The 13,134-nt window shown below is 67.8% G+C and carries 10 protein-coding genes and 1 riboswitch; of the genes, 4 read left to right on the forward strand and 6 right to left on the reverse strand.

What is annotated here, in order from left to right; translation table 11 throughout:
• Positions 1-10: 10 nt before the first annotated feature.
• The 4 genes from qcrB to ctaE are packed head-to-tail and all read right to left on the reverse strand — an operon-like array spanning position 11 to position 4,369.
• Positions 11-1,633, reverse strand: a complete 1,623-nt coding sequence (qcrB, locus tag ACWGLC_RS08465; protein WP_452099461.1) for a cytochrome bc1 complex cytochrome b subunit — start codon at positions 1,631-1,633, stop codon at positions 11-13.
• The gene (qcrA, locus tag ACWGLC_RS08470) at positions 1,630-2,820 is read right to left on the reverse strand and encodes a cytochrome bc1 complex Rieske iron-sulfur subunit (protein WP_230929477.1); all 1,191 of its coding nucleotides are present in this window, start codon (positions 2,818-2,820) and stop codon (positions 1,630-1,632) included. Before qcrA ends, qcrB begins: the two co-directional genes overlap by 4 nt.
• Entirely contained in the window at positions 2,817-3,701 is an 885-nt protein-coding gene (gene qcrC, locus ACWGLC_RS08475; RefSeq protein WP_230929476.1) for a cytochrome bc1 complex diheme cytochrome c subunit, read from the reverse strand. The genes qcrA and qcrC overlap by 4 nt, the downstream gene beginning before the upstream one ends.
• A gap of 56 nt (positions 3,702-3,757) precedes the next feature.
• Entirely contained in the window at positions 3,758-4,369 is a 612-nt protein-coding gene (ctaE, locus tag ACWGLC_RS08480) for an aa3-type cytochrome oxidase subunit III (RefSeq protein WP_452099462.1), read from the reverse strand.
• Positions 4,370-4,661: 292 nt separating this feature from the next.
• Between ctaE and trpD the strand changes: the two genes are divergently transcribed.
• On the forward strand, positions 4,662-5,723 hold the full coding sequence (trpD, locus tag ACWGLC_RS08485; protein ID WP_452099463.1) for an anthranilate phosphoribosyltransferase: 1,062 nt from the start codon (positions 4,662-4,664) through the stop codon (positions 5,721-5,723).
• A gap of 50 nt (positions 5,724-5,773) precedes the next feature.
• Here trpD and ACWGLC_RS08490 read toward each other — a convergent pair whose 3' ends face one another.
• Positions 5,774-7,423, reverse strand: coding sequence for a DEDD exonuclease domain-containing protein (locus tag ACWGLC_RS08490; protein ID WP_452099464.1), 1,650 nt, complete (start codon positions 7,421-7,423; stop codon positions 5,774-5,776).
• A 464-nt stretch (positions 7,424-7,887) separates the two neighbouring features.
• A riboswitch (cyclic di-AMP (ydaO/yuaA leader) is annotated at positions 7,888-8,039 on the forward strand.
• A gap of 12 nt (positions 8,040-8,051) precedes the next feature.
• On the opposite strand from ACWGLC_RS08490, the gene ACWGLC_RS08495 reads away from it, so the two are divergent.
• From ACWGLC_RS08495 to ACWGLC_RS08505, 3 genes are all read left to right on the forward strand, one after another.
• Complete coding sequence (locus tag ACWGLC_RS08495) at positions 8,052-8,657, forward strand: C40 family peptidase (protein ID WP_452099465.1); 606 nt, start codon at positions 8,052-8,054, stop codon at positions 8,655-8,657.
• Positions 8,658-8,824: 167 nt separating this feature from the next.
• Positions 8,825-9,964, forward strand: coding sequence for an NlpC/P60 family protein (locus ACWGLC_RS08500; protein ID WP_452099466.1), 1,140 nt, complete (start codon positions 8,825-8,827; stop codon positions 9,962-9,964).
• A 54-nt stretch (positions 9,965-10,018) separates the two neighbouring features.
• Positions 10,019-11,152: a glycosyltransferase family 4 protein gene (locus ACWGLC_RS08505; protein ID WP_452099467.1), complete on the forward strand. Its 1,134-nt coding sequence runs from the start codon at positions 10,019-10,021 to the stop codon at positions 11,150-11,152.
• A 32-nt stretch (positions 11,153-11,184) separates the two neighbouring features.
• On the opposite strand, the gene ACWGLC_RS08510 is transcribed toward ACWGLC_RS08505, so the two are convergent.
• Positions 11,185-12,984: an AMP-dependent synthetase/ligase gene (locus ACWGLC_RS08510; protein WP_452099468.1), complete on the reverse strand. Its 1,800-nt coding sequence runs from the start codon at positions 12,982-12,984 to the stop codon at positions 11,185-11,187.
• Between the last annotated feature and the right edge of the window lie 150 nt (positions 12,985-13,134).

The raw sequence follows: 13,134 nt of genomic DNA on the forward strand, positions 1-13,134 counted from the left end.
CTACAGGGGATCAGTGCTCGTCATTGCGACGGGCACGGTTCTCCTCCTGGAGCGTGTTGAGCATCCGGTACTCACGCTCGTGCTTGTCATGCGACGAACCCTCGAGCAGCTCGGCCTCGTCGGCCGGGTCGGCGGACAGGCCACCGAACGGGGGACGCCCGGCGACTCCCAGCTGGTTCATCTTGGAGGGCACCTTGGCACCCGCGTACTCGAGCGGGATCGCGTGCCCGTGCTCGTCGACCTCGCCGAGCGGCTGGTGGACCTCGATGAACTCACCCTGCGGCATCCGCATGATGATGCCGGTCTCGATGCCGTGCTCGAGCACCTCACGGTCCGCACGCTGCAGACCCAGGCACAGGCGGTAGGTGGCGAAGTACACCAAGGGCGGCAGCAGGATCAGCCCGATACGACCGGCCCACGTGGTGGCGTTCAACGAGATGTTGAAGTGGTACGCGATGAGGTCGTTCGCGCCCATCAGCACGAGGATCACGTAAAACGTGATGGCCATCATGCCGGCGGCGGTGCGGACCGGGACGTCGCGCGGACGCTGCAGCAGGTTGTGGTGAGCCGTGTCGCCCGAGAACTTGGACTCGATCCACGGGTAGACGAACATCAGGGCGACCATGGCGCCGAGCATCACGGCCACCCAGGTGGTGGCGGTGACCGTGTACGGGCCGAGGTAGAGCTCCCAGGCCGGCATCACACGTGCACCGCCCTCTGTCCAGAGCATGTACCAGTCAGGTTGGGAGCCCGCCGAGATGTGCGCCGGATTGTATGGCCCGAGGTTCCATATCGCGTTGATGGTGAACAAGCCCGAGAAGAGCATGATCACACCGAGCGTGATCGCACCGAACGCGATCGACTTCACCGCGAAGACCGGGAGGATACGCACGCCGACGACGTTGTTCTCGGTGCGGCCCGGCCCGGGGAACTGCGTGTGCTTCTGGTACCAGACCAGCGCGAGGTGCGCGGCGATCAGGGCCAGGATGATGGCCGGGATGATCAACACGTGCAGGACATAGAAGCGCGGGATCATGAGCTCGCCGGGGAAGTCCCCGCCGAAGATCATCCAGTGCATCCAGGTGCCGATCACCGGCAGGCCGACGATGATGGCGGAGGTGATCCGGAGGCCGGTGCCGGAGAGGAGCTCGTCCGGCAGACCGTAGCCGAGGAAGCCCTCGACGATGCCCAGGAGCAGCAGCACACAACCGATGATCCAGTTGGCCTCACGCGGGCGGCGGAACGCACCGGTGAAGAAGATTCGGATCATGTGGACGACCATCGAGGCGACGAACAGCAGCGCCGCCCAGTGGTGGATCTGCCGCACGAAGAGACCGCCGCGCACCTCGAACGAGATGTTCAGTGCGGTCTCGTACGCCCGGGACATCTCGATGCCGTTCAGCGGCGCGTAGGCACCCTGGTAGATCACCTTCGACATGGACGGATCGAAGAACAGGGTGAGATAGACACCCGAGATCAGCAGGATGATGAAGCTGTACAGGGCGATCTCGCCCAGGAGGAAGGACCAGTGCGTCGGGAAGACCTTGTTGATCTGCCGGCGCATGCCCTGGGCCATGGTGTACCGCGAGTCGAGATTGTCTCCGACTGTGGCGAGTTTGGTGTTGTTGCTCATGAACGACGCTCCCAGAAGGCAGGTCCGACCGGCTCGATGAAGTCACCGTTGGCGACGAGGTAGCCCTCGTTGTCCACGGCGATGGGCAGCTGCGGAAGCGCACGCGCGGCGGGGCCGAAGACCGGCTTGGCGTACTCGAGCGCATCGAACTGCGACTGGTGACACGGGCAGAGAAAACGGTGGGTCTGCTGCTCGTACAGCGAGGTGGGGCACCCGAGGTGGGTACAGATCTTCGAGAAGGCGTACAGGTCGCCGTAGTTGAAGTTCTCCTGGCCCTTGCGCTTGATCACGCGAGCGGCGTCCTCCGGGCGGAAGCGGATCAGCATGACCGCGTTGCGGGTGCCGTGGATCGAGTGCATGTCCTCGGTGAAGTTGCCGATCGCGCTCGCGGGGAGCGGGAACACGGACTCGAGGGCTCCGGTCGAGAGATCGTCGATGTGGATCCGCTCGAGCCGGCCCTGTCCGGCGGGCGGGTGGCCGTCCGGGAAGACCTTGGCGGTGTCACGACCGAGGTAGACCTTCTCCGGAGGCAGACCGTCGGGACGGGTGTCCGAGGCGAGCGTCCAGCCCGTGGTGTGGAGCGTGCCGTCGCCGGCGACAGTCATCGGGCCGCGCTTCCACGGGTTCTTGATCATGCCGCCGAGCGGCAGGATCGCGGAGAGGCCGATGAGACCGACGCTCGCACCGAGGAACCCGCCCATGACCTTGCGGCGACCCAGGGTGGAGGACTTCCACGAGTCATTGAGCTCGGCGACGATCGTCCGCCGGTCGACATCGGACGACGGGCCGTCGTGGCGCGTCTGGACCGAGATCTCCTCGGGAACGAACTTCTTGGTGAACTGCACCGCGCCGAAGCCCAGGAACAGGATCGACAGACCGATCGTGAGGCCGAGAAGCGGCGTGTACGCCATGTACAGCGCGTGGCCGGCCTCTCCTTCACCCTTGTGCTCCCAGGGCCAGAAAATGTACACGGCGGCGAAGGCCAGGCCGAAGAGGGCGGACAGGGCGAACCAGATAGTGACGGTCCGTGCGGCGCGCTTCTCGGCGCGGGTCTCGACACCCTCGGGCCAGCGGGCCTCGCGGAACTTGACGTCGACCTCGTCGAGCTCGGTACCGAGCCGGACGAGCTCCTCATCGCTCATCCGGTCCAGGTCCGCGGGGGACGGGTTCTTGGGGGTCTCACTCATGAACGGGATCCGATCCACAGGGTCGCACCGATGAGGGCGACGATGCCGACAAGCCACATGGCCACACCTTCGGTGACGGGGCCGAGGCCACCCAGGCCATAGCCGCCGGGGGAGACCTTGGAGTCAGCGTTCTTGATGTAGGCGATGATGTCCTGCTTCTCGTCCGGCGTCAGCTGGCGATCCGAGAACTTGGGCATGTTCTGCGGGCCGGTGAGCATGGCCTGGTAGATCTCCTGCTCGTTGGCAGGATCGAGAATCGGGGCGTACTTGCCCGCGGACAGGGCACCACCGCGACCGGTGAAGTTGTGGCAGGACGCGCAGTTCAGGCGGAACAGCTCGCCACCGCGGGCCAGCTCCTCGGCGCGGCTCTCCCCGGAGACGCCGCGCAGGCTCTCCTGGGCGATGGTGCCGTCGGGGTTGGTGATGATGCCCGGTCCGCCGCCGTACTGGTCGACGTAGGCGGCCAGGGCGACGATCTGGTGCTCGCTGTAGCGCGGCTTCTTGCGCTCGGCCTGGGCCTCGTTGTCCGCTGCCGGCATGCGACCGGAGTGCACCTGGAAGTAGACCGAACCCGCGCCGACGCCTACGAGCGAGGGGCCACGGTCCTCCACGCCCTGCAGGTTCTGCCCGTGGCAGGTGATGCAGGCGACGTCGTAGATCGACTTACCCTCGGCGATGAGCGCGGCCTGATCCTGCTGCGCGGTGGCCACCTGCGGCTCCGGGACCACGGCGGTCGCGATGGCTCCCGCGCCGAGCAGACCGGCGGCGATGACGAGCGCGCCGGTCGCCTTGCGGCGCCGCTTGGTGGAAGCAGTCCGCGTGGTGGCCGGCGCCGGTTCAGGCGCCGGCGAGTCCGCAGCGGATGGGTGAGGTGAGTTCATTGTGAGTTCCCTTTGGTGTTGGGACCTGCTGGACACAGCGTCCTGCGGCCAGCTGACTACTGAATGAAGTAGATGGTGACGAAGAGGCCGATCCAGACGACGTCGACGAAGTGCCAGTAGTACGACACGACGATCGCCGCGGTGGCCTGCGCCGGGGTGAAGCGCGACATCGTCGTACGCATCACGAGTACGACGAAGGCGACCACGCCGGCCGCCACGTGGAGTCCGTGGAATCCGGTGGTGATGAAGAAGACCGACCCGTAGACACTCGAGGAGATGGTGACGCCCTCGAGGTACAGGTACAGGTATTCGTAGGACTGGCCCAGCAGGAAGACCGTCCCCATGACCGCCGAGATCACGTACCACCGGCGTAGGCCGAAGACGTCGCCCTGCTCTGCCGCGAAGACACCCATCTGACAGGTGAACGACGACGCCACGAGGATGACGGTGATCGTCACGGCGAAGGGCACGTTGAGGTGCACCGGATAGGAGGGCCAGTCACCTCCCGAGTTCGCCTTGGAGACGAAGTACATCGCGAACAGGCCCGCGAAGAACATCAGCTCCTGGGACAGCCAGATGATGGTGCCCACACTGACCATGTTCGGCCGATTCAGCGAATGAACACGCTGGGCCATGGCCGATCCTGAGTTATCTACTGCGCTCGTCACGTGGCCAAGTATGACCCCTGAGGTGGGTGGAGTCTGCATGGACCCCCGAAATCGGCGTGTCCGCTCAGTGTTTCCGCAGGTCGTTTTCGAAACTTACTGGAAGCACCCCGGAAATCGTCCCCCTTGCAGGGGCTATCAGGGCACTCTCAGGCGTGCCTCCGGAACCTGCGTTCCGGTCTCATCCAGGGTGGGCGGTCGGCCCCGTCGGGCTGTGCGGTGGCACGATTGACGGCGAATGGTCGGCGTTGTCGAAGGCGTCGTGCGATCCGGTATTCGGAGGAGGTCGGTACACGTGGGCAGTTCGGCGACGTTCGACGGGGGGCACTCGTGGTCCGCGGTGCTCGGCACCCTGACCAGCGGTGAGGACCTCGATCCTGCCGCCGCCGGCTGGGCGATGGCCCGGATCATGGAGGGCGTCGCCTCCGACGCGCAGATCGGGGCATTCGGGGTCGCGCTCAAGATGAAGGGCGTGACGGGCCCGGAACTCGACGCGCTGTCCGCGACGATGCTCGATTACTCCCGCCGGGTACCCACCTCCCGCCCGTGTGTCGACATCGTGGGCACCGGCGGGGACCGTCAGGGGACGGTCAACATCTCCACCATGTCGTCGCTCGTGGTGAGCGCCTGCGGGGTACCGGTGGTCAAGCACGGCAACCGGGCCGCGTCGTCGAAGAGCGGCGGGGCCGACGTGCTGGAGGCGCTGGGGGTGGCGATCGACCTGGGGCCCGACGAGGTCGCCCGGTGCCTGGATGAGGTGGGGATCGCCTTCTGCTTCGCCCCCGTCTTCCATCCCGCCCTGCGCTTCGCGGCCGCGCCGCGCAAGGAGATCGGCATACCGACGGTGTTCAACATCCTCGGGCCGCTCACGAACCCGGCGTCCCCGATCGCGAATCTCATCGGGTGCGCGTTCGAGAATCTCATGCCGGTTATGGCCGAGGTGTTCGCGCGTCGGGAAAAGTCGGCCCTGGTCGTCCGCGGATCCGACGGGCTCGACGAGATCACCATGACCGGGGCGACACGCGTGTTGCGTGTCGCGGGCGGGCATGTCGACGAGGATTCAATCGAACCCGGGGATTTCGGCATGCAGACCTGCTCGATCGAGGAGTTGCGGGGCGGCGACGGCGAGCACAATGCGGGTGTTGCCCGCGATCTGCTCGCGGGCGTGAGAGGCCCGGTCCGTGATGCCGTGCTCCTGAACTCCGCGGCAGCCCTGGTGGCCTTCGACGGGCTGGACAGGGACGCGGACCTGGTGAGCGCCATGCGTTCTGCAGTGGATCGGGCGGCGGCGGCGATCGACGACGGCTCGGCGGCTCGGCTACTCGACACGTGGGCCCGGGTCAGTAGGGTTCGCTGACGCCGCTCTCCTGGGTGGGGGACCCGCGGCTGGCCCGTCCCTCGGGTGTGCTAACGCCCGCCGTTCGTCTCCGCGTGTTCCGACGCCGCGCGTTCGGCGCGCGAGGCCCAGTCGCTCACGGTGTGCGCGCCGTTCACGGGGAGTTGCCACGAGCCGGCGACGGACACGATGCGTGTGGGTGCGGAATCTATCCATCGGTGGACATTCCGCACCTGGTCCAGGGTCGCACCACCCAGCGGCCCGGGCCCGGGCCGCACTGACGTCGCCGCCGTGCGTAGCGCGTCGATGACCGGCATCGGCGAGGCGCCGGTGGGTACCGCTCCCGAGCCCGCGAGACGGCCGTGACGGATCACCGCCACCTCCCACCTCCCGCGGCCCGCTCTCTGGGCCAGGACCAGCTCGGTCAGGCCCGCGGTGGCAGCGAGTTCCTGGAGCCGGGTGAGGACACGGATGAGCATGGCGGTCCGGTCCCGTAGCCGGGCCGCGCGTTCGAAGCCGCCTTCCGCGGCGATGTCGTCCACTCTCGCCGTCAACGTCCGCAGGGGCCCGGAATCCTCTCCGGTCACCAGTGCGATCCAGTTCTGCGGTGTCGGTTCGGCCCCGAAGCCCATGACGAGGTCTTCCCATGCTGATCGCGCGTCCTCGGCTCGCCGGAACGGCCCCAACGCCAGATGGTCCTCCGGGATTCGGCTCACCCGTCCCTTCGTGCCCCGCCCGCGTGGTGGGGCGAGCCACCAGCCGCGCCGGGGAGCGCGGGACCGGCGGTTGAAGGGCGGTTGGAGCGAGTCGATCAACTGCTCTTCGACGCTCCATGCCTCGAGCAGGTGGGAGCACTCCACAGCCTCGACGGATTCCGCGAGTCCGACCATCGTTCGCATCCGCCCCCGAGTGTCACCGCCGGAGAAGTAGGAACGCGCTCGCCGCCGGACATCGACGGACGAGCCCACGTAGAGGGGGACGCCCTCACCGTCGCGGAAGACGTAGGCGCCGGAGCCGGTGGGCAGTGAGTCGGTGAGCGAGGCCCGACGACGGACCTCGGGGGACAATCGCCCGTCGTAGGAACGGAGCTCCGACAGCGTGGAGACCCCGCAGTCGCCCACCCTGGAGATGAGCGCGTGGAGGACGTCCACGGTCGCCCTGGCGTCCTGAAGGGCGCGGTGGTTCGGCTCGACGGCCGATCCGAGGTGCGCTGCGAGTGTCCCCAACCGGTGCCCCCGCGTCTCCCCGCTGTGCAGGATGCGGCGGGCGAGCGTGAGGGTGCACAGAGACAAGGGCTCGGGCCACTCGTTTCCTGTGGCGGATGCCGCTGCGCGAAGGAACCCGAGATCGAACCTGGCGTTGTGTGCCACCAGGACAGCTCCCCGGGAAAACTCGAGGAACGTCGCCATGACCTCGCCGAGCCGTGGCGCGTCCACGAGATCGCCGGGCAGGATCCCGGTGAGTCGGCTGATATGCGTGGGGAGGGGGCTGTCGATCGCGACGAAGGTGGACAGCTCCGCCTGTACTTCGCCGCCGCGTACCCGTACCGCGCCGACCTCGGTGATCTCATCGGTACCGGCTCGCGTGCCCGTCGTCTCCAGGTCGACGACGACGAAGGTGATCTCCGACAGCAGTGGTTCGAGCTCATCGAACGACGTCTGCACCCCCGGCGAGGTGGTCGACGGCGCCGATGCCGTCGGTGGAGAGATCGGTCGGGACATGCCGCAGACCGTAGCGTTCCGGTCCGACACTGCTGGCGCCCCGGCCGCTCGTCGAGGGGATGTCGTACCTGCTGTCTATGGTCCGGCCTGTCGGTCATCACGACACGCGGATCGCGGGTCGGTAACGGACGGGCAACGCGCCCGGGACGGAGTGTGAGATAGATCATGTTTTCATTGGACTGTGGACGATGCCCTGCGGCGGATCGCGGTTGCTCCGGATGTATCGTGGAGTTCCTGTGGTCGGAAAGCCCCCAGGTAGACGCCCTTTCTGCGGAGTCCTGCGGGTATGTTCTCGCCCCTGATGTCCGGTCTGCGATCGAGGTGCTGCGGGATGTCGGAATGGTCTCTTCCGTCGAGATCCTGGCTGCATTTCCCGCCGCATAGGCGATGGGCTGGACTTCGGCGAGACGTTTTCGTAACCTTTTCGAGACCTCGGAAGTCATCACCCGCCCACCGGTGGGGGGCCGAGGTCAACACCTAAGCACCGTCACGGTGCGCCGGGGAACCAAGAACTACTGGGGTGAATCGCCCGAGGGCCTCGAAGGTCCGAGAGTGTAGGACAGACTTCCGTGTCCGAACCCGTCAGCTAACCCGGTCGGTGTCGCAGGAAGAAAGAGGAAAGACTCTCGTGGGAGCCCACAGCATCAAGACCAGTTCGACCGGCCGTCGTGTGGCCGCAGCCGGACTGCTCGCCGCCGGAGCGGCCGTCGCCGGATCCGGTACCGCCGCCGCCGCACCCGTGACAGTCGACGTTCCCGTCGAGCTTCGTCTGCCGGGTGTGCCTTCTCAGGTCACCGTTGATCTGCCCGAGGGGATCGCCCTCCCCGCCGGTCTTCAGCAGGCCGCCGCGCCCGTGGAGGAGTTCGCAGCTCCCGCGCCGCAGGTCAGCACCGGCCAGAAGATCCTCGACGCGGCCTCGACCCGCGTCGGTTCCCCCTACGTCTGGGGCGCGACCGGGCCGGATTCCTTCGACTGCTCGGGCCTGACCTCGTGGGCGTACCAACAGGCCGGGATCTCCATTCCGCGCACCAGCCAGGCCCAGGTCGGTGGCGGCACCCAGGTCTCCAAGGCCGATCTGCAGCCGGGTGACATCGTCGCCTTCTACAGTGGCGCCAGCCACGTGGGCATCTACGCCGGTAACGGCCAGGTCGTTCACGCACCGTACTCCGGCACCTCGGTCAGCTACGCCCCGCTGGACTCCATGCCGTTCTACGGCGCGACCCGCTACTACTGATCGGGTCCCCCGCACTTCGCAGACCCCGCTGATCCTGGTGAGGAACCAGGACCAGCGGGGTCTTGTCGTCTGTAACATTCGTTTCCGGACACCCGATGCCACCCTTGACGTCCGTGATCGCGGACGGATCCGGCATCCCACCGATTCGAGAGTTCGACCCACATCAGATGACACGCAGTCTCATCGCGGCCGTCGGCGCGGCGACCGTGGCACTTTCGCTCACCTTCGGGGCTGTCGCGTCCGCGCAGCCGGCGCTTCCCGCCCCGCGGGTTCCTGCTGATGCCGTTCCCTCCGACGAGCCGGGGGGTGGGGACGATCAACTGGCCGGCGAGGCCGAGACCGACGATTCTCCGATGGCAGGAGGGAGCCGAGGCCTCGCGGACGCCGGGGAGGACCTCGCGGAGCTGTCGCGCTTGTCGGAAGAGGCCGGAGCGCTGGGCGAGGAACTCCACCTGGCCCGCGCGGAACTGGAGCGCTCGGTCGCCGATCGGGACCGCCTGGAACGTGCGGCGGGTGTCGCGGCGGCAGCCGCGGCGGCCGCGGACGGGACCGCTCGCCGGGACCAGTCACTCGTCGACCACCTGGCGGCGATGAGATATCGCGGCGGCGACACCGGCGCGACCCGTGCTGCCGTTCTCGCCGAGAGCCCGCGGGACCTGGTCCACCGACTCGATGCGCTCAGCCGTCTCTCCGGCGCCACCACCACGGCCCTGGACGCGTCCAGGGCCGCCTCTGTCGATGCCGCGAGGCTCCGGGAGGAGGCGACGGGGGCTGCTGATGCGGCGAGGGCGGTCGCAGAGGACACGCGGAAGAGGATGGAAGAGCTCGACCGGCGCTCGGATGAGATGCGGGCCCGGATGGACGAGGTCCGGCGGCGGGTCGACGCCCTGTCTGATTCCCAGCGCGCGCTGTGGATCGGCGGGCCGATGGTCCCGGACGGTTACGTCGCCCCTCCGGTCGACGGGATCAACTCCGCTGCACTCCGGACCGCTCTGACCCGGCTGGGGTCTCCGTACTCCTGGGGCGCCACCGGGCCGTCGGAGTTCGACTGTTCCGGGCTCATGGTGTGGTCGTACGCCCGGGAGGGCAAGACGCTGCCTCGCTCGAGTCAGGCGCAGGCCGCAGCCGGGGCGCCGGTCGCACCGGCGGACATGCAGCCGGGTGACCTGGTGATCTACTACCCGGGCGCCACGCACGTCGGAATGTACGCCGGTGACGGACTGGTTCTCCACGCACCGACCTACGGGGTCCCCGTCAAGCTCGAGAAGGTCGACGCGATGCCGATCAGCGGCATCCGCCGGTACTGAGAGAACGGCAGGTCGGGCGGGTGTCCGGCCTCCCGTGTGGCAGGCTCGGAGTCGATGACGAAGACCCTGCTGATCACCAACGACTACCCGCCGAGGCCCGGGGGCATCCAGTCGTACCTCGAGACGTATCTGGAACACCTCGACCCTGACGACGTCGCGGTGTTGGCGTCGACCTTCCGCGGTGACGAATCCACCCGATACGACGAGTCGAAGCCGTATCTGGTGGAGCGGGTGCCGACGGAGATGCTGCTGCCGACGCCGGATCTGGCCGGTCGGGCCCGCCGCCTGGCCGAGGACTTCGGCGCCAGCACCATCTGGTTCGGCGCGGCCGCCCCACTGGCCGCGATGGCCCCGGTACTGAGGGCCGGGCCGGTGAACCGCATCGTGGCCAGCACCCACGGGCACGAGGTGGGATGGTCGATGCTGCCCGGCTCTCGGCAGGTACTCCGGGTGATCGGCGACTCCACGGACGCCGTGACCTACGTCAGCGACTACACCCGCCGCCGGTTCGCGTCCGCATTCGGGCCGAGGGCCAGGTTGGTGCACCAGCCCGGAGGGGTCGACACGGACCGGTTCCGTCCGGGCCCGTCGGCCCGGAAGGCGATCCGTCAGCGCTATGGGGTGGCCGATCGTGACGTAATTGTGTGCTTGTCCCGTCTCGTGCCGCGAAAAGGCCAGGACATGCTGATCAGGGCCCTGCCGGAGATCGCCCGACGGGTGCCGGGGGCGGTGCTCGTCGTAGTCGGGGGAGGCCCGTACCGGCGAACACTCGAAGGCCTGGCGCGGCGTCACGGCGTCACCGACCGCGTGATCTTCACCGGTCGCATCCCCGCCGAGGAGATCGTCGACCACCACCGCATGGCGGACGTCTTCGCCATGCCCTGCCGCACGCGCGGTGGCGGGCTGGACGTGGAGGGCCTGGGGATCGTCTATCTGGAGGCCTCCGCGTGCGGCGTGCCCGTGGTGGCTGGCCGGAGCGGGGGAGCGCCGGAAACCGTCCAGAACGGCCGTACCGGGTCGGTCGTGGACGGTACCTCCGTCGCCGAGATCGTCGATTCGGTGGCCGGGATCCTCGAGGACAGGCCCCGGGCGTCCGCGATGGGGATGCGGGGGCGCAACTGGGCGCTGGATCGCTGGCGCTGGCAGGACTTGGCCAGAGACATGGAACGCGTGCTCTCGGGGGACTGACCCGGGAGCACGCGTTCCGTGCGGGCGCCGTATCAGGCGTAGAGGGCCTCGATCTGCCGGGCGTACTTCTGGTGCACCACGTTCCGCTTGACCTTGAGCGAGGCCGTCAGTTCACCGGTCTCCTCCGTGAACTGGTCCGGCAGCACGTGGTACTTCTTGATCGACTCGGTGTGCGAGACCGAACGGTTGGCCCGCGCCACGGTCTGCTCGAGGTGCTCGATCAGGCCTGCGTCCTTGAGCAGGTCGTAGAGCGAACCGGTCTTGCCGTGATGGTGCTTCCACCGCTCGAGCGCCTCGGGGTCGAGCGTGAGCAGCACGGAGATGAACGGCTGCCCGTCGCCTACGCACACCGCCTCGGAGATCAACGGATCGGCTCGGAGCGCGTCCTCGAGCTGGTTGGGGGCGACGTTCTTGCCTCCGGCGGTGACGATGATCTCCTTCTTGCGGCCGGTGATCGTCAGGAATCCGTTCTCGTCGAGCGTGCCGAGATCGCCGGTACGGAACCAGTCGCCGGCGAATGATTCGGCCGTCGCCTTCTCGTTCTGCCAGTACCCGGAGGCTACGACGGGACCGCTGACCTCCACCTCGCCGTCAGCGGCGATGCGCACCGCGCAGCCCGGTAGCGGCTGCCCGACGCTGCCGATCCGCATGCGTCCGGGCGTGTTCACCGTGATGGCCGCGCACGTCTCGGTCAGGCCGTAGCCCTCGAAGATGTTGACCCCGATGCCGTCGAAGAAATGCGTGAGGCGCTCGCCGAGCGCCGCACCGCCCGAGATCGCGATCTCGCAGCGGCCACCGAGCGCGGCGATGAGCTTGGCGTAGACCAGCCTCGAGAACACGGCATGGCGGAGCCGGAGGATCGGGCCCACACGGCCGTCCTGTCGTGCTCGGGAGTACGCGACGGCCGTGTCGGTGGCCTTGTCGAACATCCAGGCCTTGAACGCGCCGCCGTCCTGGGCGGTCGCCTGGGCCTTGTTGAAGACCTTCTGGAAGACCCGGGGCACCGCGAGGATGTAGTGGGGACGCATCTCCGCGAACGTGTCGACGAGGTTGGCGATATCGGACGAGTGCGCGATGGTCACGCCGGCGTGGAAGCCGGCGTAGGTGATGGCCCGGGCGAGCACGTGGGCCAGCGGGAGGAACATGACCGTCGTCGCGTCGTCGCGGAGGTACTGGTGGAACGGGGTCTCGAGGACGGCCAGGGTCTCGGACATGAAGTTCCGGTGGGTGAGCATGCAGCCCTTGGGCCGGCCGGTCGTTCCGGACGTGTAGATGAGCGTCGCGGGGGAGTCGGCCCGCACCGAGGCGCGTCGTTCGTCCAGCACGGACCCGTCGACCGATTCGCCCTCGGACGTGAGCATGTCGATCACCGGGGTGTTCCCGTCGATCACCAGCACCTCGGGAGTGCTCTCGAGTCCGGTGACGCCATTTCGCGCGGTGACCGCGTACTCGTCCTTCTCGACGATGATCAGTCGCGCTGCGGAATCCTCCATGATCCAGCGGATCTGCTCGGAACTCGAGGAGTCGTACACGGGGACGGTGACAGCCCCGACCGCCCAGATCGCGAAATCGATGACATTCCACTCGTACCGGGTCGAGCAGAGCAGTGCGACCCGGTCACCGGCCTGGATTCCTCGCACCACCAGGCCGCGGGCGACGGCACGGACGGTATCGGCGAACTCCCGGTTGGTGACGTCGGTCCACTCGCCGCCCACGGGCCGCTGGAATGCCACGTTGTCCGGGGTCTTCTCGGCGCGATCGTATGCCGACTGGACGCACGACCAGTCCTCGGCGACGGTGAAGTTGGCGGGTGCGGCGACGTATTCGCGCAAGGGTCCTCCCGGTGGAGACGTTCGCTGTGTGTCTGTCACCTCACACTATCCCCGCCTGTCCATGCCGTCTCGGGCACCCGGCATCGATCCGGGCCCGGGCAACTCCGTCAGACCTCGGTGACGACGCATCGCGGGGCCCGATGTGTGAAG

It is taken from the genome of Dietzia sp. NPDC055877 (genome assembly GCF_053615975.1).